21 protein-coding genes and 1 pseudogene are annotated in these 24629 nt (G+C 64.8%); 9 read left to right on the forward strand and 13 right to left on the reverse strand.

Going from position 1 to position 24629, the window contains the following annotated elements; genetic code table 11:
* Positions 1 to 192: 192 nt before the first annotated feature.
* Together AC0ZT5_RS26135 and AC0ZT5_RS26140 are read right to left on the reverse strand one after the other, a co-directional pair.
* Positions 193 to 1680 (reverse strand): aldehyde dehydrogenase, encoded by a 1488-nt coding sequence (locus AC0ZT5_RS26135; protein ID WP_488498785.1) that lies wholly within the window; start codon positions 1678 to 1680, stop codon positions 193 to 195.
* A 65-nt stretch (positions 1681 to 1745) separates the two neighbouring features.
* Positions 1746 to 3193: pseudogene (locus AC0ZT5_RS26140) on the reverse strand (APC family permease).
* 169 nt (positions 3194 to 3362) lie between these two features.
* Here AC0ZT5_RS26140 and AC0ZT5_RS26145 point away from each other — a divergent pair.
* From AC0ZT5_RS26145 to AC0ZT5_RS26170, 6 genes are read left to right on the forward strand one after another with little or no spacing between them, the layout of a single operon-like run.
* On the forward strand, positions 3363 to 4133 hold the full coding sequence (locus tag AC0ZT5_RS26145; RefSeq protein ID WP_488498786.1) for an IclR family transcriptional regulator: 771 nt from the start codon (positions 3363 to 3365) through the stop codon (positions 4131 to 4133).
* Positions 4133 to 5419: a Tm-1-like ATP-binding domain-containing protein gene (locus AC0ZT5_RS26150; protein WP_488498787.1), complete on the forward strand. Its 1287-nt coding sequence runs from the start codon at positions 4133 to 4135 to the stop codon at positions 5417 to 5419. The genes AC0ZT5_RS26145 and AC0ZT5_RS26150 overlap by 1 nt, the downstream gene beginning before the upstream one ends.
* A gap of 8 nt (positions 5420 to 5427) precedes the next feature.
* Entirely contained in the window at positions 5428 to 6084 is a 657-nt protein-coding gene (locus AC0ZT5_RS26155; protein ID WP_488498819.1) for an HAD family hydrolase, read from the forward strand.
* A 20-nt stretch (positions 6085 to 6104) separates the two neighbouring features.
* Positions 6105 to 7454, forward strand: coding sequence for an aminotransferase class III-fold pyridoxal phosphate-dependent enzyme (locus AC0ZT5_RS26160; RefSeq protein WP_488498788.1), 1350 nt, complete (start codon positions 6105 to 6107; stop codon positions 7452 to 7454).
* A gap of 29 nt (positions 7455 to 7483) precedes the next feature.
* Positions 7484 to 8791 carry an aminotransferase class III-fold pyridoxal phosphate-dependent enzyme gene (locus AC0ZT5_RS26165; RefSeq protein ID WP_488498789.1) on the forward strand — a complete coding sequence of 436 codons (1308 nt, stop codon included), beginning with the start codon at positions 7484 to 7486 and terminating at the stop codon, positions 8789 to 8791.
* The gene (locus AC0ZT5_RS26170; RefSeq protein WP_488498790.1) at positions 8788 to 9804 is read left to right on the forward strand and encodes a phosphotransferase enzyme family protein; all 1017 of its coding nucleotides are present in this window, start codon (positions 8788 to 8790) and stop codon (positions 9802 to 9804) included. The genes AC0ZT5_RS26165 and AC0ZT5_RS26170 overlap by 4 nt, the downstream gene beginning before the upstream one ends.
* A gap of 16 nt (positions 9805 to 9820) precedes the next feature.
* On the opposite strand, the gene hpaH is transcribed toward AC0ZT5_RS26170, so the two are convergent.
* Genes hpaH through AC0ZT5_RS26195 form a run of 5 tightly spaced genes read right to left on the reverse strand, consistent with a single transcriptional unit; the run spans position 9821 to position 14435 of the window.
* On the reverse strand, positions 9821 to 10624 hold the full coding sequence (gene hpaH / locus AC0ZT5_RS26175; protein WP_488498820.1) for a 2-oxo-hept-4-ene-1,7-dioate hydratase: 804 nt from the start codon (positions 10622 to 10624) through the stop codon (positions 9821 to 9823).
* Positions 10618 to 11493, reverse strand: coding sequence for a fumarylacetoacetate hydrolase family protein (locus AC0ZT5_RS26180; RefSeq protein ID WP_488498791.1), 876 nt, complete (start codon positions 11491 to 11493; stop codon positions 10618 to 10620). Before AC0ZT5_RS26180 ends, hpaH begins: the two co-directional genes overlap by 7 nt.
* Before the next feature lie 31 nt (positions 11494 to 11524).
* Complete coding sequence (hpaD, locus tag AC0ZT5_RS26185) at positions 11525 to 12505, reverse strand: 3,4-dihydroxyphenylacetate 2,3-dioxygenase (protein ID WP_488498792.1); 981 nt, start codon at positions 12503 to 12505, stop codon at positions 11525 to 11527.
* Positions 12506 to 12519: 14 nt separating this feature from the next.
* A complete protein-coding gene (gene hpaE, locus AC0ZT5_RS26190) occupies positions 12520 to 14037 on the reverse strand; it encodes a 5-carboxymethyl-2-hydroxymuconate semialdehyde dehydrogenase (protein ID WP_488498793.1) in 1518 nt (505 codons plus the stop codon).
* Between the two features lie 11 nt (positions 14038 to 14048).
* Positions 14049 to 14435: a 5-carboxymethyl-2-hydroxymuconate Delta-isomerase gene (locus AC0ZT5_RS26195; RefSeq protein WP_477280968.1), complete on the reverse strand. Its 387-nt coding sequence runs from the start codon at positions 14433 to 14435 to the stop codon at positions 14049 to 14051.
* A gap of 222 nt (positions 14436 to 14657) precedes the next feature.
* Here AC0ZT5_RS26195 and hpaR point away from each other — a divergent pair, with 222 nt between their 5' ends.
* Positions 14658 to 15053: a homoprotocatechuate degradation operon regulator HpaR gene (hpaR, locus tag AC0ZT5_RS26200; RefSeq protein ID WP_245445969.1), complete on the forward strand. Its 396-nt coding sequence runs from the start codon at positions 14658 to 14660 to the stop codon at positions 15051 to 15053.
* A 28-nt stretch (positions 15054 to 15081) separates the two neighbouring features.
* On the opposite strand, the gene AC0ZT5_RS26205 is transcribed toward hpaR, so the two are convergent.
* Together AC0ZT5_RS26205 and AC0ZT5_RS26210 are read right to left on the reverse strand one after the other, a co-directional pair.
* Entirely contained in the window at positions 15082 to 15591 is a 510-nt protein-coding gene (locus AC0ZT5_RS26205) for a flavin reductase (protein ID WP_111545276.1), read from the reverse strand.
* 6 nt (positions 15592 to 15597) lie between these two features.
* Positions 15598 to 17142, reverse strand: coding sequence for a 4-hydroxyphenylacetate 3-hydroxylase N-terminal domain-containing protein (locus AC0ZT5_RS26210; protein ID WP_488498794.1), 1545 nt, complete (start codon positions 17140 to 17142; stop codon positions 15598 to 15600).
* A 93-nt stretch (positions 17143 to 17235) separates the two neighbouring features.
* On the opposite strand from AC0ZT5_RS26210, the gene AC0ZT5_RS26215 reads away from it, so the two are divergent.
* Positions 17236 to 18105, forward strand: coding sequence for a helix-turn-helix domain-containing protein (locus tag AC0ZT5_RS26215; RefSeq protein ID WP_488498795.1), 870 nt, complete (start codon positions 17236 to 17238; stop codon positions 18103 to 18105).
* Positions 18106 to 18237: 132 nt separating this feature from the next.
* On the opposite strand, the gene AC0ZT5_RS26220 is transcribed toward AC0ZT5_RS26215, so the two are convergent.
* Positions 18238 to 19755 carry a winged helix-turn-helix domain-containing tetratricopeptide repeat protein gene (locus AC0ZT5_RS26220; protein ID WP_488498796.1) on the reverse strand — a complete coding sequence of 506 codons (1518 nt, stop codon included), beginning with the start codon at positions 19753 to 19755 and terminating at the stop codon, positions 18238 to 18240.
* Positions 19756 to 20008: 253 nt separating this feature from the next.
* Between AC0ZT5_RS26220 and AC0ZT5_RS26225 the strand changes: the two genes are divergently transcribed.
* Positions 20009 to 20263 carry a DUF1127 domain-containing protein gene (locus tag AC0ZT5_RS26225; RefSeq protein WP_477280986.1) on the forward strand — a complete coding sequence of 85 codons (255 nt, stop codon included), beginning with the start codon at positions 20009 to 20011 and terminating at the stop codon, positions 20261 to 20263.
* 180 nt (positions 20264 to 20443) lie between these two features.
* On the opposite strand, the gene AC0ZT5_RS26230 is transcribed toward AC0ZT5_RS26225, so the two are convergent.
* From AC0ZT5_RS26230 to ggt, 3 genes are all read right to left on the reverse strand, one after another.
* A complete protein-coding gene (locus AC0ZT5_RS26230; protein ID WP_488498797.1) occupies positions 20444 to 21421 on the reverse strand; it encodes a 2-dehydropantoate 2-reductase in 978 nt (325 codons plus the stop codon).
* A 2-nt stretch (positions 21422 to 21423) separates the two neighbouring features.
* The gene (locus AC0ZT5_RS26235) at positions 21424 to 22950 is read right to left on the reverse strand and encodes an acyl--CoA ligase (RefSeq protein ID WP_488498798.1); all 1527 of its coding nucleotides are present in this window, start codon (positions 22948 to 22950) and stop codon (positions 21424 to 21426) included.
* A gap of 72 nt (positions 22951 to 23022) precedes the next feature.
* Entirely contained in the window at positions 23023 to 24609 is a 1587-nt protein-coding gene (ggt, locus tag AC0ZT5_RS26240) for a gamma-glutamyltransferase (RefSeq protein WP_488498799.1), read from the reverse strand.
* Between the last annotated feature and the right edge of the window lie 20 nt (positions 24610 to 24629).

The following is a 24629-nucleotide window of genomic DNA, read 5'->3' on the forward strand; positions in this document are numbered from 1 at the left end:
CATCGTCAGAAATTCTATCGATTTTATCAAAGAACGCGTTTCGCCGTTCTCGTCAACGCCGGGAATATTCTCTCAAAAATTTCAGGAGAGTGAGCACAAGACGCTGCTGGACCGACCGCGGCGGGGCCTTCAGTCGATCCCGGCGCGCCCTGAGAGGGAGGCAGATTCCAAGAGAACCGGCTGCCGCCGGTCTCAGAGAGCGATCCAGGCAGTCTTGAGGTCGAGATATTTCTCCAGCGCGTGCAGCGACTTGTCGCGGCCGAAGCCGGACTGCTTGACGCCGCCGAGCGGCACGGTGATGTCGGCGCCGCCATAGGTGTTGACGTGGACAATGCCGGCATTGATGGCGCGCACCATGCGATGCGCGGTGGAAAGGTTGGCTGTCCACACCGCCGCCGCAAGTCCATAGACGGTCGAGTTGGCCAGGCGCACCGCCTCCTCCTCGGTCTCGAAGCGCATGACGCCGAGCACCGGCCCGAACACCTCCTCGCGGGCCAGCTGCATGTCCTGCGTCACGTTGTCGAAGATCGTCGGCGCCATGTAGCTGCCGCCGGTCTCAGCGAGAATTCGTTCACCGCCGGTGAGCAGCCGGGCGCCTTCGGCTTGCGCCCGCTCGACGAAGCCGAGATTCTTGGCCAGCTGTTCGAAGCTCGACACCGCGCCGACGTCGCTTGAGAGATCGAGCGGATCGCCGACCTTCAGCCGTGTGGTCGCCGAGAGAAGCTCGTCCATGAAGCGGTCATAGACCGACGCCTGGACGAGCAGGCGCGAGCCGGCGACACAGACCTGGCCGGAATTGCGGAAGATGCCATTAGCCGAGACGACCGCCGCCTGCTTCAGGTCCGGGGCGTCGGCAAAGACGATGTTGGGCGACTTGCCGCCGAGTTCGAGGAAGACCCGCTTCAAATTGGAACGCGCGGAATATTCGAGCAGCCGCCGGCCGACAGGCCCCGACCCGGTGAAGGCGATGGCGTCGACATCCATATGCAGGCCGAGCGCTTCACCGGTGACCGCGCCGCGCCCGGTGACGACGTTGAGCACACCGGCGGGAAGTCCGGCCTCGATTGCCAATTCGGCCAGCCGCAGCAGCGTCAGCGAAGCGATCTCCGGCGGCTTGACCACCACGCAATTGCCAGCGGCGAGCGCGGGCGCGATCTTCCAGGCGCCGATCATCAGCGGAAAGTTCCACGGCACGATGACGCCGACGACGCCGAGCGGCTCCTTGTGGATCAGCCCGAGCACGTTCTCGGCCGTCGGCGCGATCTCGCCATAGATCTTGTCGATCGCCTCGGCATAGTAACGGATGGTGCCTGCCGCCGAGAGCGGTTCGGCCTTGTAGGCCATGCCGATTTCGGTGCCGTTGTCGCGTACGCCAAGCACGGCCAGTTCGTCGGCATGCTCTTCGACCAGCTCGGCGAGTCTTGTCAGCACCTTCTTGCGAAAGGCGGGTGCCGAGCGCGACCACGAACCTTTCTCGAAGGCCTTGCGCGCCGACATGACGGCGCGGTCGATGTCGGCGGCATTGCCGTCGGCGATGCTGGCGAAGGGCCGGCCGTCGACCGGCGAGGTCACCGGCAGGCTCGCGCCGCTCATGCCATCGATCTGCAGGCCATCCATGAACAGGCGCCGTGCGCCGATCTCCGTCTTGCGCAGCGCGTCGATGGCATTTTGGCTGATCATTGGTGACGGAATCCCCAGGAAGCATGCGCTAGAGGGCGACGCGATACTCCGCCCTCTAGCTTCGCTCAATCCTTCAACGGCTGGCCGACATTTTCGAAGGCGACCGGATCGCGGCTCTTCAGCGCGCTCGCGAGCAGCAATCCGACAACAGCGGCAATCAGCACCAATCCCGGCAGGAACACGCCGAGGAAGCCGCCGGCACCCGACAGGCTGCCGAAATTGATGACGATCAGGTAGATGATGACGACGAAGGCGATGAAGGTCAGCCCGGGCAGGATGGAGGTCTTCAACGCATTCTCCTGGGCGGCCGGATTGGCCCGGAAGAACATCACCACGGCCAGCGACGCCACCGCCATCATGACGATGACGCCGAGCGTCGCGACATTGGTCAGCCACGAGAACAATGCCAGCACCGGATCGAGGCCGAGCACGGCGAACAGCCCGACGACGATTGCCGCCAGCACGCTCTGGATGACCGAAGCGACATGCGGGCTCTGGTGCAGCGAATGCGTCACGCCGATCGTCTGCGGCAGAAGCTTCTCGCGGCCCGAGACGTAGATGTAGCGGGCAACCGCATTGTGGAACGCCAGCACGCCGGCAAACAGGCTCGAAACGAACAGGATGCTCATCGCGTGCGACAGCATCGTTCCGGCGTAGCGATCGGACAGGCCGAACAGGAAGGTCGTCGGATCCTGCAGCCCTGCAGCGCCGGTAGCAGCTTGTCGACACCGGCGCCGACGGCCATCAGCCATGCCGTGACCATATAGAAGACGCCGATCAGCAGGACGGAGAAATAGGTGGCACGCGGAATGGTGACCTCGGGGTCGCGGGCTTCCTCGGCATAGATGGTCGTCGCCTCGAAACCGATGAAGGCGGCAAAGCAGAACAGGATGGCGATGGCCGGTGCACCTGATGTGATCTGGCTCCAGCTGAACGGCGCCGCCGACAGACCGCTATCGCCGCCGGTCTTGAGGATGGCGATGTCGAGGACAAGCACCACCAGATATTCGCACAGCACCAGCACGGTCAGGATCTTGGCCGACAGGTCGACCTGGCGATAGCCGAGCACGGCGACCAGCGCGATGGCGATGAAGCTCCATACCCACCAGGGCAAATTGATGCCCCAGCCGGCAAACAATCCGGCCGTCGCCGTGCCGAGCAGGCCCATGACGCCGATCTGCATGGCATTGTAGGACAGGATCGCGATTAGCGCCGTGGCGCCGCCGGCCAGGCCGCCAAGGCCGCGCGCCGCATAGGCGTAGAAGGCGCCGGCATTCCCGACATGGCGCGACATCGTCACATAGCCGACCGCGAACAACAGCAGCAGGATGGTCACGATGAGATAGGTCCCGGCAAAGCCGGCACCGTTGCCCATCAGCATGCCGAGCGGCGTGCCGCCTGCCACCGCCGTAAGGGGGGCCGCCGCCGAAATCACCATGAAGGTGATGGCGCCGACGCCAAGACTGTTCTTGCGCAGCCTGTTGGCCGGCGCCTGCTCCGTAACTGCTGACATTGGTCCCTCCTGTGTGCGAACCCTTGGGTCCGCCGGCCAATCGGCCTGTTCCATCTGCTCTGGATGCCGGTTCATTATTTGAACCCTTATTTTGAATATAGACTTGCAAACAAAGCCGATGCCTGTCAAGTTAATTCACACGTTAAATGATTAGTCGAAGGAGGCGAAGTTGGGTACGGTCGGCAAGGCGATCTCACTTCTGGAGCTGTTCACCGTCGACGAGCCCGAACTCGGGCTGTCGGATCTGGCGCGCCGGTCGGGCTTCGACAAGGCGACGACGCGACGGCTGCTGGTGGCGTTGACCGGCCATGGCTTCGTCGAACAGGATGCCGCCACCCGGCACTATCGCCTCGGCGCCGGCCTGTCGCGTCTGGCCCGCATCCGCGAGGCGCGCTTTCCGTTCCAGCAGACAGCGGTTCCCCTGGTCCGGGACCTCGCGGCGTCCACGGCCGAGACCGTGCATCTGTCGGAATTCGGCGTCGATGCGCTGGTCACCGTCCATGTCGAGCATCCGGCCTGGGCAAACCGGGTCAATATCGATATCGGCCAGCTTCTGCCGCTGCACTCCACCGCCTCCGGCATCGCCTATCTGGCCTTCGCCCGCGACGAGACCGTCAAGGCATGCCTGACGGGCTCCCTCAAGGCCTTCACGACGCATACGCTGATCGAGCCGGCCGCCATTTCCAGCTCCATCGAGGAGACGCGCGACCGCGGCTATTCGATCTGCGACCAAGGTTTCGAGGAAGGCGTGATCAGCGTCGCGGCGGCAATCCGCGCAGCGGACGGCTTTGCGCTCGGCACCATCGCGGTGGCCGCGCCGAAGGCCAGGACGACGGCGGCGGCGATCGCGGAACGGGGGCTTGCGGTGATGGCCGCGGCACGGGAGATTTCGATGCGCCTCAACGGCGAAAACCTGCAAACCCTGAGGAGGCAGGCGTGATGTCTGCAGAGACGGCAACAGTGCCCCGCATCCTGGTCATCGGCACCGGTGACACCAAGGCCGACGAGCTCCAGTTCATGAAGCAGTGCATCGAGGCATCGGGTGGCCGCGCCGTGATGATGGATGTCAGCGTGCTGGGCGACCCGCCCTACAGCCCCGATCACGACAAGCATGCCGTTGCGCGCGCCGTGGATGTGACGATCGCCGAGATCGTTTCGAGCGGTGACGAAAACACCGCCATGACGCTGATGGCCGGCGGCGCCGTGCAACTGACGCGCAAGCTTTATCAAACCGGCGAGATCGACGGCTTCATCGCCATCGGCGGCTCGATGGGAACCGACCTGGCGCTCGACGTAGCGCTTTGTCTGCCGCTCGGCGTGCCGAAATTCGTCGTCTCAACCATCTCCTATTCACACCTTATTCCGCCCGAACGCGTTGCGCCCGACCTGATGATGATCCTGTGGGCTGGTGGGCTTTATGGCCTCAACAGCATCTGCAGAGCGGTTCTCTCGCAGGCCTGTGGCGCGGTCGTCGGCGCGGCCAGGATCATGCTGGCGTCGCGCGCCGCGTCTCCCGCCACCGGACCGATCATCGGCATGACCTCGCTCGGCAGCAGCTGCCTGCGCTACATGAAGACACTGAAGCCTGCGCTGGAGCAGCGCGGCTACGACGTCGCCGTCTTCCACACCACCGGAATGGGCGGTCGCGCCTTCGAATCGATTGCAGGGCAAGGCCATTTCTGCGCGGTGTTCGACTTCAGCCTGCAGGAAATCACCAACCATCTCGCCGGCTCCGTCGTCAGTTCCGGCATCGACCGGCTGGAGAACGCCGGCGCCCGCGGCATTCCGCAGATCGCGGCGCCCGGAGCCGTCGACATGGTCGATCTGCCGACCTGGCAGGATTTGCCGGCTAAATTTGCCCGACGCCCCTTCCACGCTCACAACAGGCTGATCGGTTCGGTCACCGTCGATGCCGACGATCGCCGCCAGGTCGCCAGGACCATCGCCGCCAAGATCGGCGCGGCGAAAGGGCGCGCCGCCTTCATCCTGCCCTCCGGCGGCATCCAGGAATGGGACATGCCGGGCGAGCCGCTCTACGAACCGGAGGCCCTCGCCGCCTTCGCCGACGAAATGCGCAAGGCCATGCCTGTTGGCGTAGAGTTCCACGAGATCGACGCCCACATCAACAGCGACGACTTTGTCGGCAAGGCGCTCGAGATCTTCGACCGATGGGTCGAGGAAGGCATTGTTCCGCGCGGTGCGCCAGCCAAGGGAGAAGCCGCTTGAGCGTTCCTTTGGCTCAGGCGCTGGTCCTGGATTTCGGCGGTGTCGTCACCCGGACGCTGTTCGAGACCCATGCCTTGACCGAACAGGCGCTCGGGCTAAAGCCAGGCACGCTGCAATGGCGCGGGCCGTTCGATCCGGACAGCGATCCGCTCTGGCGCGCGATGCAGGCCGACGAGATCAGCGAGCGCGATTACTGGCGTAGGCGCACAAGCGAGGTTGGCCGGCTCATAGGCGAGGACTGGCAGGCAATGGAGACCTTCGTCCAGCGTGCGCGCGGGGCGGAGCCGGAAAAGGTGGTGCGGCCGGAGGCCGACAGCGCCATCCGCGCCGTCCATGCCGCGGGGTTTCGCCTGGCGATCCTGTCCAACGAACTCGACCTCTTCTACGGTACCGACTTCCGCCGGCGGCTGCCTCTGCTCGGCCTGTTCGACACCATCGTCGACGCCACCTATACCGGCATCCTCAAGCCCGATCCCCGCGCCTATGCCTTCGTCACCGAGGCGCTCGGCCTGCCTGCCGAGTCTTGCGTCTTCGTCGACGACCAGCAGCGCAATGTCGATGGCGGCCGCACAGCCGGCATGCGCACCGTTCATTTCGACGTTGCGCGGCCGGCACTTTCCTATGCCGAAGCCCTCGGCCATTTCTACCTCGTCCTAGCCGTCTGAGACCATTTGCGGAGCCTGCCATGCGCGACATCAATTTCCTCACCGAAAAGAACGCCAAGCCGATCTGGCATCCGATGGCGCATCCGGCTGAGATGCGGGCCAATCCGCCGAAGATCATCATGAAGGGCGAGGGGGTCACCGTCACCGACATCGATGGCAGAAGCGTGCTCGACGCCGTCGGCGGCCTGTGGAACGTCAATCTCGGCTACAGCTGCGACCCGATCAAAAAGGCAATCGCCGACCAGCTCACTGCGCTGCCTTACTATTCCGGCTTTCGCGGCACCTCGACCGGACCGTCGATCGAACTCGCCTACGAGCTCGGCGAATGGTTCGAGCCGGAAGGCATGGTGCGGACCTTCTTCACCTCGGGCGGCTCCGATTCGGTCGAAACCGCGCTGCGACTGGCCCGGCAATACTGGAAGATCCGTGGCCAGGGCGACCGCACCAAGTTCCTCGCCCTGAAGAAGGGCTACCACGGCACCCATTTCGGCGGCGCGTCGGTCAACGGCAACGCCAATTTCCGCCGCAACTACGAGCCGCTGCTGCCCGGTGTCTTCCACATCCCGGCGCCGTGGACCTTCCGCAACCCGTTCGACGAGACCGACCCGGCGCGGCTGGCGAGACTTTGCGCCAAGGCGCTGGAGGACGAGATCGCCTTCCAGGGCGGCGACACCATCGCCGCTTTCATCATGGAGCCGGTTCTGGGTGCCGGCGGTGTCATCGTCCCGCATGAGAGCTTCATGCCGTTGGTGCGCGACATCTGCGACCGCCACGAGATCCTTTTGGTCGCCGACGAGGTGGTGACAGGCTTCGGCCGCTCGGGCGCATGGTCGGGTTCGCGGCTGTCGGGCGTGAAGCCGGATTTCATGACCATCGCCAAGGCGATCACCTCCGGCTATTTCCCGCTCGGTGCCACTCTGATTGGTGCAAAGGTGGCCGACGTCTTCGAAGCTGACAAGACCAGCTTCGGCTCGATCGGCCACGGCTATACCTATTCCGGCCACCCGGTCGGCTGCGCCGCGGGGCTGGCGGCACTTGCCGAGACCAAACGGCTTCGCCTGGACGAGAACGCGGCGGCGCGCGGCATCGAACTGGCAGCGGTGCTGGAAGGGCTGAAGGCTAGGCACGCGATCGTCGGCGATGTCAGGTACAAGGGCCTGATGGCGGCACTCGAACTGGTCTCAGATCGCACCACCAAGAAGCCGACCGACAAGAAGACCATGGCCGTGGTTTCGGAGGCGGCTTACGAAGCCGGCGTCATGCTGCGCGTCTCCGGCAACAACATCATCCTGTCGCCGCCGCTGATCATCAGCGCCGCCGACGTTGTAAAAATCGGCGAAGCGCTGGACGCAGGCCTGTCTAAGGTCTGACGCGGCTACAACGGAGTTTCGGTACGCAAATGGCTTATTCGCAGGAAAAACTGGCCGAGGAGGCGCTGGTTAGCCGGCGTTCCCGCCTGCTCGGCGCGAAATCGCAATTGTTCTACGATGAGCCCGTGCATGTGGTGCGCGGCGAAGGCGTCTGGCTCTATGATGCCGACGGCCGCAGATATCTCGATGCCTACAACAACGTCGCCCATGTCGGCCACTGCCATCCGCGTGTGGTCGAGGCCCTGTGCCGGCAGGCAAGCCTGCTCAACACCCACACGCGCTATTTGCACACGGCCATTCTCGACTATGTCGAGCGGCTGACCGCGACCTTCGATGCCAGCCTGTCCACCGCCATCCTGACCTGCACTGGCAGCGAAGCCAACGACATCGCGCTGCGCATGGCGCAGGCCGCCACCGGCTGCATGGGCATCATCGCCACCGACGCCACCTATCACGGCAACACTTCCGCCGTTTCGCAGCTCAGCACGCGTATGCCGCCGATCGGCGGCCGTGCCCGCCATGTCAGGCTGGCGCCGGCCCCCGACAGCTATCGCCATCCGGAGGCGATGGCCAACGGCAAGGCCTTTGGCGACGCGGTGCGCGAAGCCATCGCCTCGCTGGAGCAGGACGGCATCGGCCTGTCCGGCATCATCCTGTGTCCGCTGCTGGCTAATGAGGGTTTCCCTGCGCTGCCGTCTGGATTCTTCGACGACGCGCTGCGTGTGGTGCGCGAAGCCGGCGGCCTGATCATCGCCGACGAGGTGCAGCCCGGATTCGGCCGCACCGGCAGCCATTTCTGGGGCCACCAGCGCGCCGGCTTCGTTCCCGACATCGTCACCATGGGCAAGCCGATGGGCAACGGCCATCCGGTCGCCGCCGTGGTCACCACCGGGGACATCCTGGCGACCTTCCGCAACGCGTTCCGCTACTTCAACACCTTTGGTGGCAACCCGGTTTCCTGCGTGGTGGCGAATGCCGTTCTCGATGTTCTGGAGCAGGAAGATCTCGTCGCCAATGCACGCGACGTCGGTGCCTATGCGCAGGGCCTGCTGCGCCCGCTGGCCGATCGCCACGAATGCATCGGCGAGGTCAGGGGCGCTGGGCTGTTTTTCGGCGCCGAGCTGGTTCACGACCGCAAGACGCGCGAGCCGGCATCAGACATTGCCGAGCAAGTCGCCAACCGGATGCGCCATCGGGGTGTGCTGATGGGCAAGACCGGCATCCACGGCAATGTGCTGAAGATCCGCCCGCCCATGCCGTTTTCCCGCGACGATGCCGCCTTCCTGATAGGCACGCTCGACGAGGTGCTTGATGAAGTCGGTGGAGTGCCGGCGTGAACGCTGTTTCCGTGCCGTCCGAACCGGAAGATGCCGTCACTGAACTGGCGCGGCGCGCGCTCGCCTATTGGGGCATCCGCGACGGCGCGCCGGAGCTGCTCAAATACCGCGAGAATGCGGTGTTTCGGGTCCGCCTGCCCGATGGGCAACCGGCGGCCATGCGCATCCACCGGCTTGGCTATCACTCGGATGCCGCGCTGCGCTCGGAACTGCAATGGATGTCCTTCCTGCAGTCGGCCGGTGTCGCGACGCCGTCTCCGGTCGCGACGCTGAACGGCGACCTGTTCGTGCCGGTCGATGCCGGCACATCGGGGCCGCGTCGCCAGGTCGATTGCCTCAGCTGGCTGGAGGGCCGCGCCGTCGGGGCGCGAGGCGTGCCGCTGGACTACACGCCCGAGCAGGCAAGGCAGGTTTTTACGGCGATAGGGCGAACCATCGCCCATATGCACAATGTCACCGCCGCCTGGACGCCGCCCCCCGGCTTTACCCGCCATGCCTGGGATTTCGACGGCTTCTTCGGCCCGTCCCCAACCTGGGGCCGCTTCGAGACCTCGCCCTTCCTCGACGGCTCCCGCCGCGAGCTGGTTGTCCAGGCGCGGGACAAGGCTGTGAAGGCGCTGTCGGAGCACAAACGCAGCGCCCGCAATTTCGGCATCATCCATGCCGATCTCGTGCGCGAGAACGTGCTCGTCCATGACGGCGCGATCCGCATCATCGATTTCGACGATTGCGGCTATGGCTGGCACATGTACGATCTTGCCGTCGCCCTCTACCAGAACCGCGAGGAGGCGATCTATCCGCTGATCGAGGCCGCCCTGCTCGACGGCTATCGGCAGCGGCGGGAACTGACGGCGCAGGACATCGCAGCACTGCCGCTGTTTTCAGCGTTGCGCGCCTTCGCCTTCCTCGGCTGGGTGCAGAGCCGCGTCGAAGGCGACATCACCAGGGATGTCGGCATGCGTATGTCGGCCATCGCAGCCGATGTGGTGATCGCCTATCTGCATGGCGGCTGATCGGGGTTGCCGACCGTCAGGCGAAGTGAATGCTGACCGTGCCAGAACTGCCGAAATCGGCGACGATAGTGTCGCCGGACCGCGCCTCGACCGGCCGCACGAAGGATCCCGACAGCACCACCTCGCCAGCCGAAATCGACATGCCGTAGCGGGCGAGCCTGTCCGCCAGCCAGGCAATGCCCATCGCTGGATGGTTGAGCACGCCGGCGCCAAGCCCGGTCTCCTCGACCTCGGCATTGCGCGAGACGATGGCGCCGATCCAACGCATGTCGGCTTCATCGGGTCGTTGCGGCAGCCCGCCGATGACGATGCCGGCATTGGCGGCATTGTCGGAAATCGTGTCGAAGAAGGTGCGCACCTTTTTCGTCTCCGCATTGACGCGCTCGATGCGCGTGTCGAGGATTTCGAGCGCGGGCGTGATGTAGTCGGTGGCGTTGAGCACGTCGAAGAGGGTCACGCCGGGACCCTTCAACGGTGCCTTCATGACAAAGGCGATCTCGGCCTCGATGCGCGGCTGGATGAAGCGGCCGGCGGGGACCGTCGCGCCATCGCTGAAGAACATGTCGTCGAACAGCACGCCGGAATCCGGCCTGTCGATGGCCAGCGCATATTGCATCGCCTTGGAGGTCAGCCCGATCTTCCAGCCCTTCGGCTTCAGCCCGGCATCGATCTTGAGAGTCACCAGTGCGGCCTGCACGCGATAGGCGTCCTCCATCGTCGCCTCGGGAAAGTCGAGGCTGAGCAAACGGACCTGGCGGCGCGACCGCTCGGCTTCGAACAGCCGCGTGGCGGCGTCTTCCACTTGCTCGGGGGTCATGATGCTGCCTCGTCGACGACGCCGTTCTTGAGCACGCCGATGCCTTCGGCCTCGACTTCGATCACATCGCCCGGCTTCAGCCAGATCGGCGGCTCGAAGCGGGCGCCGGCACCCGTCGGCGTGCCGGTGACGATGATATCGCCGGGCACCAGCGTGGTGAAGGTGGAGATATAGGCGATGATCTTGCGGAACGAGAAGATCATCCTGCTGGTGCGGTCCTGCTGGCGCAGTTCGCCATAGACGCGGGTAGTCAGCGCGATATCGGCGATCTGTGCCTCATCCGTGAACGGCACCAGCCAGGGACCGATCGAGCCGCTGCGGTCGAAATTCTTGCCTTGCGTGACGTTGAACTTGGCATGGCGCACCCAGTCGCGGATGGTGCCCTCATTGCACAGTGAGAGTGCTGCGATGTGATCGAGCGCGTCGACTTGCGCGATCCGCCGGCCGGCCTTGCCGACGACGATGACGACCTCGCCCTCATAGTCGAGCTGCGGTGATTCCGGCGGCCGCACCAGCGGCGCGCCATGGCCGACGAACGAGCGCGGGAAGCGGATGAACAGCGACGGATTCGCAGGTGCTGCCTGGCCGTCCTTGTACTCCTCGTTGCGGTCGGGATAGTTGACGCCGACGCAGATGATCTTTTCCGGTGCCGGGATCGGGATATCGTAGGCGATGGCGTCAAGCGGGAAATCGGCGGCGAAGGCGTCGGCCTCTTCCGCCAGGCGCAGCAAGGCGCCGGCCTCGATCACCTCGCGCAGCGTCGGCCACTGGCCGTGGCGGGCCGACAGGTCGACGACGCCCTTGCCGGTGATCGCGCCATACCGTGCCTTGCCGCCGACAGTGAAGGTAGCGAGCCGCCCATATCCAGTCATCCGGGTCTCCTCATTGGGCCTGCGTCCGCCATCATGGCGCGATGATCGGCGAAGCCGTCAGATCCGGCTGGCGCGCCGCAACCCCGGCAAATGCACTGCCTTCCTCGAACCAGCTCTTCGGCGCCGGCGCGCCCCACAGCGTCTGCCGCTGCGGGTCCTTGAGGTCCCATTTGATCGGCTCGAGGTCCGGGTCGACCGTCTGGTAGTCCGAGCAGTAGATCTCGATGCGATGGTTGTCGGGATCTCTGATATAGAGGAAGAAGGCATTGGAAATGCCGTGCCGGCCGGGGCCGCGTTCGATGTTCGACAGGTAGCCGGTCGTCGCCATCAGATCGAGCAGGTCGATGATGTTGAGCGGCGTCGGCACCCAGAAGGCGACATGGTGAAGGCGCGGCCCGATGCCGTTGGTGAAGGCGATGTCGTGGACGCCGCCCTTGCGGTGCGTCCACGCCGCCCACAGCTTTCCGGTTGCAGCATCCTCGGTGTATTCGGTGACGCGGAAGCCGAGCTCGTTGTAGAAGGCGACGGACTCGTCGACATTGGGCGAGAAACAGTTGAAGTGATCGATGCGCAGCGGCTTGACGCCGTGATAGAGCGCATATTTCTGATGGATCGGCGGCAGTCGCTCCATCTGAGCGTAGAATTCGAGCGGGATGCCGTGCGGATCGCGGGTGCGGAAGGTGCGCGACTGGTAGGGCCGCTCGACCCATTCCACCGGCAGGCTTTTTCCCCCAAAGAAATGCTCGGCCTTGTCGAGGTCTTCCTCGGAGAACAGCTTGAAGCCGAGGTCGCGCGCTTCGGCCGTAGTGGCCTTCTTCAGCACGATGCAATGATGCCCGCGCTCCTCCAATGCCCTGAGGTAGATCGTGTCTGATGTCTCGTCGGTGACCTGCAGGCCGAGCGTGTCGACATAGAAGGCGCGCGACCTGGCGAGGTCGGTGACGGCCAGCTCGACATGGCTGAGGCGCACGATGTTGAAGGAAGGGTAGAGATTGGGCTTGGGCAAGGGCATTTGATTTCCTCCGGTCAGCCGCCGAGTTTCTGGATCGCGTGCGCGGTCGTGGCGAAGGCTATGTTCTTCGTCTCCATGTAGAAGTCGAAGGAATGGTCGCCACCGTCACGGCCGATGCCGGAATTCTTGACGCCGCCGAACGGCGTCGGCAAATGGCGCACATTCTCGGAATTGACCCAGATCATGCCGGCATCCAGCGCATCGGTGAAGCGAAAGGCGCGGGTGACGTCCGACGTCCAGAGATAGCCGGTCAGGCCGTATTGCGTGTCGTTGGCCAGCGCCAGCGCTTCCGCCTCGTCCTTGAAGGAAATGGCAGTCAGCACCGGCCCGAAGATCTCTTCCTGGGCAATGCGCATCCTGTTGGTGGCGCCGATGAACAGCGTCGGGCTGACATAGCAGCCGCCACCCGGACCGGCGAATTTGCCGCCGCCGGCGGCGACCACCGCGCCTTCCGATTTGCCGATCTCGATATAGGAGAGCACCTTTTCCTCGTGCACCGGATGGATCAGCGGGCCGACCACCGTTGCGGGATCCAGGGGATGGCCGATTGTAATGCGCTTTGCCTTCTCCGCCACCAGATCGGTGAATTCGTCGTAGACCGAGGCTTCGACCAGCAGCCGTGACGAGGAGGTGCAGCGTTCACCATTCAGCGAATAGATCATGAACACGGCGGCGTCAGCGGCGCGCTCCAGGTCGGCGTCGGCGAAGACGATCACCGGATTCTTGCCGCCAAGCTCGAAATGCACGCGCTTCAGCGTGTCGGCGCCCTGCTTCATGATCATTGATCCGGTGCGGCTTTCGCCGACGAAGCCGATCGCCTTGATGTCGGGATGCTCGGTCAGCGCCTTGCCGGCGTGCTCGCCGAGCCCATTGACAAGGTTCCACACACCTTTCGGCAAGCCGGCCTCTTCGGCGATCTCGACCAGCAGGCGTGCGGTCAGCGGCGAAAATTCAGCCGGCTTATGAACCGCGGTGCAGCCGGCGGCCAATGCCGGCGCGATCTTCCAGGTCGACAGCATGAACGGCGTGTTCCACGGCGTGATAATGCCAACCGGGCCTATCGGCACCCGTGTGGTCATATTGACCTGGCCGGTGGTCCGCAGCGTCTCGCCGTCGCGCGCTTCGGGCGCACGGTCGGCGAAGAAGCGGAAATTCTCGGCACCCCGCAACGCCGCCTTGGCCATGAACTTCAGCGCCTGGCCGGTGTCCATGCATTCGACGAAGGCGATCTCCTCGGCGCGCGCTTCGATCGCGTCGGCTATTTTGTGCAGCAGCTTCTTGCGCGCTTCGCCCGGCATCGCGGCCCAGGCCGGAAACGCCACCTTCGCCGCCTTGGCGGCGCGGTCGATGTCGGCGGCGCCACCGCGCGCGACTTTGGCCAGCGGCTTGAGGTCGACCGGCGACAGCGTTTCGAACGTCGTGCCGTCGAGCGCCGGCGCCGCTTCGCCGCCGATCTGGTTCAGCACGCCATCGCGCTTGAAACGGGCCAGATAGGCCTCGGCCTTCTTCAGATTGCCTTGCAGGTCGGACATCTCAACTTCCGTCACTTGCCGCGCAGTCGCGGGTGGATTGCATTCTTCTTCCAGCTCAGCACCGGGTCGATTTCCCGGATCTCGAGCGACAGGGCGAAATGCGGCGTTGCGAACAGCGCGGCAAGGTGTTCGCTCACCGCCGCGAAGACGGCTTCGCCGGTCCGCTTCTTCTCCTCCGCGCTGCGCCCGATTCCGATGCGAAACGACATGTCGAGGAAGGCGTTTTCCGGCAGCCTGTCGGCCACTGCGTAGGCTTCGGCGCGAAACGCCCGCACCCGCACGGCGCCGGTTTCGAACAGCCCGGTGTCCAGCACGGTGCGCAACACTAGCGCGCACAACTCGCCCATATCGACCTTGGCATCGAGATTGGCCGAATACTCGATGGAGAAGTGCGGCACGGCGTTTCGCTCCCCAATCACTTGCCTTGTTGTAGTTAACGCGTTAATTACATGGGATACCCGTGAAGTCAAGTCTTGCATCGGGCTTGGCGCAACGATACGGGGATGGCTGGAACGGGCTTTCGGTGGGCGGATTCGGCTGAAGAAGGCCTGTTTTCGATCGCAAGCCAGCGTGGGAGGCTCTTTTTCTTGCTGCCTGAAAACACCCGTCGTTCCCTGCCAATGGCGCTTCTGCACGCCCGCGAAGTGGTGATGGCCCGGTTTCGTCCGATGCTCGCGGCCCACGATGTGACCGAACAGCAATGGCGCGTGCTGCGCGTGCTGAGCGAAGCCGGTCCGGTAGAGGCGACGGAGCTTGCCGATCGCGCATCGGTGTTGCCGCCCAGCCTGACGCGCATCATCAAGGCACTCGAGGGGCGCAGGTTCATCACCCGCAACAAGGCGGAAGGCGACGGCCGCCGCGTCGTGCTGGCAATCGCCCCGGCCGGTTCCGCCCTGATCGATGCCCTCTCGCCCGAGCGACGCGTCATCTATGACGACATCGAACAGCGCTTCGGCCACGACAGGTTGGAGCAGTTGCTCGATCTCCTGGAAAACCTCATCGACGGCGAGAGCTGACCTCCAGTCCGGGCGGTTTCGCGCCGAGTCAGCCACCAAAGCTGCCAAGCCGGGTCGGCTGCGTATAATTGCGGTCGACATAGAGCAGCGCCGAGCCACCGCTGCCATGCCGGACATCGATGACGCGGCCGATCATGACGTTATGCGTGCCGACGACATGCACATCCTCGATCTCGCAATCGAAATTGACGATCGCATCCGACAGCGCCGGCGTGCCTGAAGTCAGCGTCTGCCAACGTGCCGCCGAATAGCGGGCTTCCATGTCCCTGGTCGCGCCGGCGAACTTTCCGGCCAGATGCATGTGGTCATGGGTCAGCACGTTGACGCAGAAGCGCCGGTTGGACAGGAACATGGCGGCCTGCGTCGAGCGGCCGTTCATGCACACCAGCAGCGTCGGCGGCTCGTCGGAGACGCTGCACATGGCGGTGGCGGTGAAGCCGCCGCGTCCTGCCGGGCCGTCGGTGGTGACGATGTTGACGGGCGCGCAGACCCTCGCCATGGCGTCGCGGAAATCGGCTTTCGAAATCTGCGTGGCCATCTGGGTTCACTCGCCCGACGAAGCAAGCGGATTGAACCAGGTATCTCCCGTCCAGCCGTTCTCGTCATAGTCGGCCATGCAGGTGTCGACCAGCTCTTCCATCGCCTTCAGCCGCCCGCCGCGTTCGGCGCCCTTCAGCACCTGCAGCCGCACCTCTTCCGGCGCCCCGGCATAGTTGAGCTCGTAGAGTGCGTGGCGGCCGCCGAACTCGGTGCCGGTCGCGTCCCACAGCAGCTTCATGATCTTGATGCGCTCGATATGGCCCATGTCGTTGGAGCCGCGCACGTACTGCGCCAGATATTTGTCGATCTCGGGATTGTTGAAGTCGCGCACCGACGACGGCAGGTAGATCAGCCCCGAGGCAATCACCCGACGCACGGTGTCGATGACGCGCGGATAGGCTTCCGACATGAAGGTCCGGTATGCGAGAGCCGCTTCCAGATTGGGCAGCACCGCCCCGTTCGCCCACGGGATCGGGTTGTAGGCCATGGCGTTGGAAAAGCTCCAGAACATGTGCCGCAGCGCGATGACCTCGCCCAGCGCTGCCTGGTTGCCGCGGAAGGCATCGCCGCCTGTGGCGCGCAGCGCCTTTGCCAGCAGGCCGGCGAGGAAGTCGAGCTTGACGGCGAAACGCGTGCAGCCCTGGAAGCAATAGCCGTGCATGAAGCCGGAAGCCGGATGGAAGGACAGGATTTTCTGCGCGTCGCGCAGCACCAGCACGTCCTCCCAGGGGATGAAGACGTTGTCGAGTACCAGGATCGCGTCGTTCTCGTCGAAGCGCGACGACAGCGGATAGTCGAAAGGTGCTGCAACGGTATTGGCCGCCTGCTCGTAGGAGACGCGGCAGAACATCTTTATCCCCGGCGCATTCATCGGCACGATGAACATCACTGACAACGACGGATCCTCGGTGACCGTCGCCGAACCCTGCGCAAGGAAATTGTAGTGGGTCAGCGCCGAGGACGTCGCCACCACCTTGGCGCCGGACACGGTGATGCCGGCGTCGGTTTCCCCGGTGATGTGGACGAAGACGTCCTTCACCTGTTCGGCCGGCTTGTGGCGGTCGATCGGCGGATTGACGATAGCGTGGTTCATGAACAGCGCCGCTTCCTGCGCACGTCTATGCCAGGACAGGGCGTTGTCCTTGAACGGCCCATACCAGTCGGCATTGGCGCCAAGCGTGTTCATCAGCGCCGCCTTGTAGTCGGGCGTGCGCCCCATCCAGCCATAGGACATGCGTGACCATTGGGCGATAGCTGCTTGCTGGGCGACAAGCTCGGCGGAGGATTTGGCAACGCGGAAATATTTGTGGGTGTAGCCGCCCGAACCGGTGTCGGTCGGCGAGGTCAGCGCGTCGTGCTGCTTGGCGTCATGCAGGGCATCATAAAGGCGCGCCAGCGACCGCGCCGAATTGCGCATCGCCGGATGCGTGGTGACGTCGGCAATGCGTTCGCCGTTGATATAGACCTCGCGGCCGTCGCGCAGGCTCTCCAGGTATTCGGCCCCGGTGAACGGACGCCCCTTGTCGGCACGGAAGTCTTCTGAGCGCATGATGTTCCTCCACTTGCGGTGACGACTGTAGCGCCTGGGCCGGGGATCGGTTATGGACGGAACCACAAAACCGATTGGACTTTTTCCGGCGCCATGAGCCAGAGCTCCATCCCCGACTTCTTCGTCTATGGCGAGCCGGTGCGGCCGCTCGATGTCGGCTTCCTGCATGTCGAGACAGTGCTTGCCCGCAGCAACATCCATCGTGGCGAGGTCGCCGCGCACAAGCATCCGCAGATGGGCCAGATCACCTACTGGACCAGTGGCTCAGGTACCTACCGCATTGAAGACCGCTCCTGGGACTTTTCGGCGCCCGCCGCCAGCTTCGTTCCGAGCAATGTCGTGCATGGCTTCTCGATCCGCCCCGGCACCGACGCCATCGTCGTCTCGGTCGCTGATGACGCGCTCGCCGCCATTGCCGGCCAGAGCTTGCTGCCGCTGGACAGGCCGGTGTTTGCCGACGGCCTGCCGCACCATGCTGCCTGGAAAAGGTTGGCGGCGGTGCTGGAGATGATCGCGGCCGAATACGCCGAGGCGCAAACCGGCAACGACAAGATGCTGCCGGCGCTGATCGCCGTCGCACTCTCCCACATCGCCCGTCTCAGTCCTGACGGGACCGCCGCCACAACCTCTTCTGAGGCTTCGCTGGCGCTAGGCCTGCGCCGGCTCGTCGATCTGCATTTCCGGGACAACTGGCCGGTCGACCGCTATGTCGAGGCGCTAGCCACGACACCGCATCTACTCGACAAGGCCGCCCGCGCGGTGCTCGGCACTGGCGTCAAGCGGGTGGTCAGCGAGCGGCGATTGCTGGAGGCCAAGCGGCTGCTGCTGTTCACCGTGCGCACGGTCGAGGACATCGCCTACGAGATCGGCTTTGACGACCCCGCCTATTTCTCAAGGGTCTTCCGCGAACGGATCGGCGAAGCGCCGGCCGCCTGGCGCCGCAAGCAGTTGCGGGAGCCTTGACCGGGTGATCTGGATGCGGGCCTTGCGGCCCGCACTCGGCAGCTCGGAGATATCCGTCACGCCCGGGAGGAAGCCGACATCAATCGCCTTGAGGTCCTCGCCCACAGCGGGCATCGACTTCGCGCCGGCGCGTCAGTCCGGAAGACCGGCCTTGCGGAAGCCATCGACGAAGTGCTCAAGCGTCGCTGCGTCGCGGAAGGGCTCTGTCGTGGCCCAGTGGCGGATCGTGAAATGCGGGTTGCCGACGAGGAACAGTTCGACCTCCGCGCGCGCCTCGTCGAGCCGGCCGAGTTGCGCGAGGCTTGCCGCCAGGAAACGGCGTGAGCTTGTCCGATAGGTCTCGTCCCGGCGCAATGTCTCGACAGCGGCTTCGTAGTCACGAGCCGCATATTGCGCCGCGCCGAGCGTCAGATAGTACCAGCTTGCCGGAAACGGGTTCAGGCGGAACGCCTTGCGAATATGCTCGAGGGCTTCCTCGACCCGCCCGGCCAGCGCCGCGATGTCGGACAGAGCCGCCCAGGCGTCGGCCTCGTTCGGGTCGAGCTCGAACGCCTTGGCAAACTCGGCATCCGCCTCGGTGAAGCGGCGCTCATAGGCAAGCAGGTAAGCCAGGACCCAGCGGCAGCCGGCATCGTTGGGATCGATCGCCACGGCCTTGTGCGCCAGTTCCAGAGCAACGCTGCGGGAAGATTCACTTGGTCCGCCGGAATGCACCGATCCCATCCAATGGTTCATGGCAAGCCAGCGATACGCCTCTGCATATTCCGGATCGAGCGCCACCGCGCGCGTCAGCATCAGATGCGCTTCCTGCGCCATCTGCGGCGAATCATCCATCAGCTTGCGCGCCCGCACGCAGAGATCGTAGGCCTCGATATTTCTGGGCCGGTTGCGCGGCGGCGGCGCGCGCAGCCGACCGAGCAGCGCCTCCACGATCTTGGCCGTCACCTCGTCCTGGACGGCAAAGATATCTTCCAGGCTACGATCGAAGCGTTCCGCCCATAGATGATCGCCACTCACGGCGTCGACCAGCTGTGCGTTGATGCGCACGCGCCCCGTGGCGCGTCGGGCGCTGCCCTCCAGCAGATAGTGCACGCCAAGATCGCCAGCGATCTCGCGTACGTCCATCGCCTTTCCCTTGTAGGCAAAGACCGAGTTGCGGGCGATAACGAACAGGCCGGATATCCTCGACAGGTCTGTGATCAGGTCTTCCGTCAACCCATCCGCGAACGAGTCCTGCTCGGGATCGTTGCTGACATTGACGAAGGGCAGCACGGCTATCGATGGTTTGCCGGGTAGCGGCAAAGGCTTTCGCCTCGCGTCACCGAGCTGTTCGACGGCTCCCGTGAAGCGATAGCCGACGCGGGGAACCGTCGCGATCCATTCGCCGCCATCCCCAACCGGGCCCAGCAGCTTGCGCAGCTGCGCGATCTGAACGGTGAGGTTGCCTTCCTCGACCGCAGTGCCCGGCCATGCGGCGTCCATCAATTCGGCTTTGCTCAGTATGTCGCCGGGCCGTCCGACGAGCGCCGCGAGCAACTTGAGCCCGCGGTAGCCGACGGCAACGGGCACATCGTTCCGAAGCAGCGTTCCCGCACCGGAATCAAGCACGAACGGACCAAAGGCGAAGCGTGATCCCTGCATAGGGCGCATCTATAGAGCAATTTCAGGAACTGTGTGAAACGGTTTTCCCTTGAAGAGCGCGTAGCGCTTTTCCTCAGGGAATTGCGTCAAAACAAAGAGTTAGGGCAGGTTGCCGGTTCCGTGAACCGGTGAACGGCTCTACCCATTTGGAACTTTTGAGAACTATTTGGGAAGGCTTAATTACGGCGCTGTCCGTAACCTGCAGAATTCGGCCTCTTTCAGGTCGAGGGCCTCCGGACCCTCAAACCATATGGAGGTTGTTATGACCAACATTCTTGAATTTGCCCCGCACAAGACAGCGCGGTCGGGAACGCCCGTGGCGCCAATGGCGCGTCGGCATCTGACGACCCTGCAGAGCATTATTGCGAGCTGGCACGATCGGTCCTGGCGCGAGCGAATCCGCTTTCGCTGGGAGCTTGCGCAAATGGCGAGGGACAATCCCTATCTGATCGACGATATCGGTCTGACGGACCGGCAGGTCGAGGCAGAGCTCGCCAAGCCGTTCTGGCAACGATAGCGCGAAGAGTGCAAGGGGACCGGATCGCGGCCATGCCATTCGTCATGCTGGCGGCATTGGCTGGGCTGGCAAGCAGTTGTCGGGCGGCGCGGCATGGTGGCGAACTTTGTGTGCGGTTTCTGAAGCCGGCAGCGAATGATTGGCCGGCAGCGAAGGACTGACCGCATTGATCCGGGCGGTTCAGGAATAGCAACCGCGCTCGATGGCCAGCCGCCGCACCAGCGCCAGCACGGCATCAATGGTGGGTGTCGGCTTGTCCGTTAGCCGGCCAAGTTCCTGCACCGCGCTGACCAGCGCGTCGATCTCCATCGGCCGGCCGCGTTCCAGGTCCTGCAGCATCGAGGTCTTGTGCTCGCCGACATCGCCGGCGCCCTTGATGCGCCGGTCGACCGCGATCGGAAAACGCACGCCGAGGCTTTCGCCGATCGCCTGTGCCTCCAGCATCATGGTGCGGGCAAGCGTTCGGGTTGCCTCGTCGGCAACGATCGCCGCCAGCGTGCTGCCGGTCAGCGCCGAGATCGGGTTGAAGGAGAGATTGCCCCACAGCTTGACCCAGATCTCGCTGCGGATGTCGTCGCGGACTGGAACCTGCAGGCCGGCCTTGACCATCTCGTCGGCCAGAAGCGTGGCCCGTTCGCTGCGCTCGCCGGAGGGTTCGCCAAGCGAGAAGCGTTTGCCCTCGACATGGCGGATCAGGCCGGGCGCGTCGACCTCGACGGCGGGATAGACGACCGAGCCGATGACGCGCTGCGGCCCGATCCGCTCCCAGATCTTGCCGCCGGGGTCCACCGCGTTCAACCGCGTGCCTTCCAGCGGCCCGACGTCATGGAAATACCACCACGGCACGCCGTTCTGCATCGTGACGACGGCGGTGTCTTGCCCAAGCAGCGGCGCGATCTGGTCGAGCGCAGGGGTGAGGGAATGGGCCTTCAACGCCAGTACCACATAATCCTGGGCGCCGAGCTCCTCGGCCCTGGCAGCGGCCTGGACGGGGACCGACGTTTCCTGGCCGTCTTCGATCAGGCGCAACCCATTTGCCTTGATCGCGTCGAGATGCGCGCCGCGCGCGACGATCGAGAGCTCGGTCTGGCCGGCCATGGCGAGCTTGGCGGCGAGGTAGCCGCCGATCGCGCCGGCGCCGAAGATGGTGATCTTCATCGTCAAAGTCCGAGTTTGACGGCAAGCCCGATGCGCTGCAGCTTGCCGGTGGCGCCCTTGGGGATTTCGTCGAGGATCAGGATCTTGCGCGGCACCTTGAAGTCGGCGAGCCGCGTCGCCGCATAGCCGCGGATATCGCTCTCGTTGGCGGCCATGCCTTCGCGCAGCACCACCGCCGCCGCCACCTCCTCGCCGAGCTTGTCATGCGGCATGGCGAAGGTGACGACCTGCGCCACCGCCGGATGGTCCATCAGCACGTCGTCGACCTCGAGCGGCGAGATCTTCTCGCCGCCGCGGTTGATGATCTCCTTCAGCCGACCGGTGACGCGCAGATAGAAATCCTCGTCCAGCACGCCTTGGTCGCCGGTGTGGAACCAGCCATGCGCGAAGGCTGTTGCGTTGGCGTCGGGGTTCTTCTCGTAGCCCGCCGTGACATTGGGTCCACGAATGACGATCTCGCCGGTTTCGCCGGCTTTGAGCAGCCGCCCGTCTGGCGCCATCACCGCCACCTCCGGTCCGGCGGAGGCGCCGACGCTACCTGGCTTGCGGAGGCCTGGCGGCAGCCGGTTCGATGCCATCTGGTGCGCCGCCTCGGTCATCCCGTAGGATTCGATCACCGGGCAGCCGAAGGTCGCCTCCAGTTCGGCCATCACTTGCGCCGGCAGCGACGCCGAGGACGAGCGGATGAAGCGCAGACGGGCCGCCGCCAGCGCCTCGGCATTGCGTGCCGCCCGCGGCAGGATCGCCTGGTGCATGGTCGGCACCGCCGTGTACCAGCTCGGCCGTGCATCGCTTAGCCACTGGAAGAAGCGCAGCGCGTTGAAGCCCGGGGTGCAGTAGATGCTGCCGCCGGCAGCCAGAGAGGAGAGCACCGCCGCGATCAGGCCGTGAATGTGGAACAGCGGCATGATGTTGAGACAGCGGTCATTGGCCGTCAGGCCGAGCGTCGCACCGATATGGGCGGCCGAGGCCGCGATGTTGGCATGGCTGAGCGGCACCAGCTTGGGTCGCGACGTGGTGCCGGAGGTGTGCAGCAAAAGCGCGATGTCGCCATCCTGCGCCATCTCAGGCGCGGCTTGCGGCCCGATCGCAGGGCCCTCGATGGTAAAGCTTCCGGCCGGCGCGTCGGGCAAGGCGATAAGCCTGAGCACGCCAATACCGAGCCGTTCGGCCACGGTCACCGCCGGCCCGCTCTCGTCCTGCGCAACGAGGATCGCCTTGGCGCCAATGTCGGTCAGGTAGAAATCGAGTTCGTCCGCGCGGTAGGCCGGATTGAGCGGCGCCGTCGAAGCGGTTGCCGCCACCGCGACAAAGGCTGTGGCCATCTCCGGCCCGTTCGGCAGCACGATGGCCACCCTGTCGCCGCGGCCGATACCGCGCGCATGCAGCGCGGCAGCCGTGTCGGCGATCAATTCGCGCAGTGCGCCATGCGTCAGCGTGGTTCTTTCAGGCGCCGAAATCGCCGGCGCATCATCGGCGCCGGCGGCAAGCGGGCGCGAAAGCCCAGGAGAATTTCCGATACTGGTCATGATTACCGACTATCTCTCCAATCCGACAAAATCCAGCCGCGACACGCCATTGTGACGGCAAACCTGGGACCATCAATACCCCAGCGCCAACCCATCCTTGCGCGGATCGGAGGCGCCGGTCAGCGTTCCCTTCTCCCAGTCGATCAGCACCACTTGCCCGCCGCCCAGCGGGTGATGCGGCTCGGCCACGCGATGGCCGCGCCGGCGCAGGCCCTCGATTGCTTCGGCGGGCACGTTGCGTTCGGCCTCCACGGTATCATCATTGTAGAACACACGTGGCGCATCCAGCGCTTGCTGCGGGTCCATGCCGAAATCGAGCATGTTGGTCAGCAGGTGGACATGTCCGAACGGCTGGTAGCCGCCGCCCATGACGCCGAACGGCATCACCACGCGGCCATTCCTGGTTGCCATGCCGGGCATGATCGTATGCATCGGCCGCTTGCCGGGTGCGATGGCATTCGGGTGCGCTGGGTCGAGGCGGAAGCTTGAGCCGCGGTTCTGCAGCACGACTCCGGTCTTCGGCCCGACAACGCCGCTGCCGAACGAATAATAGGTCGAGTTGATGAAGGAGACGGCGTTGCGGTCGCGGTCGACGATGGAGATGTAAACCGTGTCGCTGCCTGGCAGGTCGAGGCGCGGCAGATGCGTCATGGCACGCTCGCGGTCGATCTCCGCGCGCAGCCGGTCGGCATAGGCGGTGGACAGAAGCTGCTTCACCGGCACCGGGACATGGTCCTGGTCGCCGACGAAGCGGTCGCGGTCGCGGTAGGCCAGCCGCCCCGCTTCGATCTCCAGATGCAGGCGCTCGGCGCCGTTGGGGTCGAGCCCGCCGAGCTTGAAACCCGACAGCACGTTCAACATCAAAAGCGCCGTCAGCCCCTGATTGTTCGGCGGCATCTGGTGAATGTCGTGGCCGCCGTAGGAGGTGCTGACCGGCGCCACATAGTCGCCCCTGGTCGCTGCGAAATCCTCGGTCGAATGCAGTCCGCCCAATTCATTGAGCCGGCGCACCATATCGTCGGCAACAGCGCCTTCGTAGAATCCGGCGCGGCCTTGTTTGGCGATTATCCGCAAGGTGGCGGCGAGCTCCGGTTGCCGGTGGACATCGCCGGCCTTCGGCGCCTTGCCGCCCGGCAGGAAGATGCGCGCGGCATGCTCGTCGGCCGACAGGTCGGTCTCCGGTTCGGCCCAGTCGAAGGCGACGCGGTCATGCACGACATAGCCGTTCTCGGCATAGTGGATGGCCGGCGCCAGCGCCTCGGCAAGGCCCTTGCGGCCATGGTCATCCAGCAACCGGACCCAGGCGTCGACGGCACCCGGCACGGTGACCGCGTGCGGTCCCTGCAGTGGGATGCAGTTGAAGCCTTTTTCCAGATACCAGTCGACCGTCGCCTTGGCCGGGGCGCGGCCGGAGCCATTGAAGGCCAGCACGTCGCCTTGTCCCGCCGGGCAGTACAGCACGAAACAATCACCACCGATGCCGGTCGACTGCGGCTCGACGACCGCCTGCACGGCGGCGGCGCAGACGGCGGCATCCATGGCATTGCCGCCGGAGCGCAGCATCTCGATTGCGGCAAGCGTCGAAAGCGGGTGCGACGTCGCGGCAACCGCTTCCGTGGCACGAACCGGCGAGCGGCCGGGAAACTGGAAATCACGCATTCTGTCTGGACATCCCATGC

The organism is Mesorhizobium sp. CNPSo 4670 (assembly GCF_057784235.1).

Bases quoted from the DNA above. Each gene is read 5' to 3' on its own strand.
- AC0ZT5_RS26135 (WP_488498785.1), bottom strand. From the start codon at position 1,680: ATGATCAGCCAAAATGCCATCGACGCGCTGCGCAAGACGGAGATCGGC.
- AC0ZT5_RS26150 (WP_488498787.1), top strand. From the start codon at position 4,133: ATGTCTGCAGAGACGGCAACAGTGCCCCGCATCCTGGTCATCGGCACC.
- AC0ZT5_RS26160 (WP_488498788.1), top strand. From the start codon at position 6,105: ATGCGCGACATCAATTTCCTCACCGAAAAGAACGCCAAGCCGATCTGG.
- AC0ZT5_RS26165 (WP_488498789.1), top strand. From the start codon at position 7,484: ATGGCTTATTCGCAGGAAAAACTGGCCGAGGAGGCGCTGGTTAGCCGG.
- AC0ZT5_RS26180 (WP_488498791.1), bottom strand. From the start codon at position 11,493: ATGACTGGATATGGGCGGCTCGCTACCTTCACTGTCGGCGGCAAGGCA.
- hpaD (WP_488498792.1), bottom strand. From the start codon at position 12,505: ATGCCCTTGCCCAAGCCCAATCTCTACCCTTCCTTCAACATCGTGCGC.
- hpaE (WP_488498793.1), bottom strand. From the start codon at position 14,037: ATGTCCGACCTGCAAGGCAATCTGAAGAAGGCCGAGGCCTATCTGGCC.
- hpaR (WP_245445969.1), top strand. From the start codon at position 14,658: ATGGCGCTTCTGCACGCCCGCGAAGTGGTGATGGCCCGGTTTCGTCCG.
- AC0ZT5_RS26205 (WP_111545276.1), bottom strand. From the start codon at position 15,591: ATGGCCACGCAGATTTCGAAAGCCGATTTCCGCGACGCCATGGCGAGG.
- AC0ZT5_RS26210 (WP_488498794.1), bottom strand. From the start codon at position 17,142: ATGCGCTCAGAAGACTTCCGTGCCGACAAGGGGCGTCCGTTCACCGGG.
- AC0ZT5_RS26215 (WP_488498795.1), top strand. From the start codon at position 17,236: ATGAGCCAGAGCTCCATCCCCGACTTCTTCGTCTATGGCGAGCCGGTG.
- AC0ZT5_RS26220 (WP_488498796.1), bottom strand. From the start codon at position 19,755: ATGCGCCCTATGCAGGGATCACGCTTCGCCTTTGGTCCGTTCGTGCTT.
- AC0ZT5_RS26225 (WP_477280986.1), top strand. From the start codon at position 20,009: ATGACCAACATTCTTGAATTTGCCCCGCACAAGACAGCGCGGTCGGGA.
- AC0ZT5_RS26230 (WP_488498797.1), bottom strand. From the start codon at position 21,421: ATGAAGATCACCATCTTCGGCGCCGGCGCGATCGGCGGCTACCTCGCC.
- AC0ZT5_RS26235 (WP_488498798.1), bottom strand. From the start codon at position 22,950: ATGACCAGTATCGGAAATTCTCCTGGGCTTTCGCGCCCGCTTGCCGCC.
- ggt (WP_488498799.1), bottom strand. From the start codon at position 24,609: ATGCGTGATTTCCAGTTTCCCGGCCGCTCGCCGGTTCGTGCCACGGAA.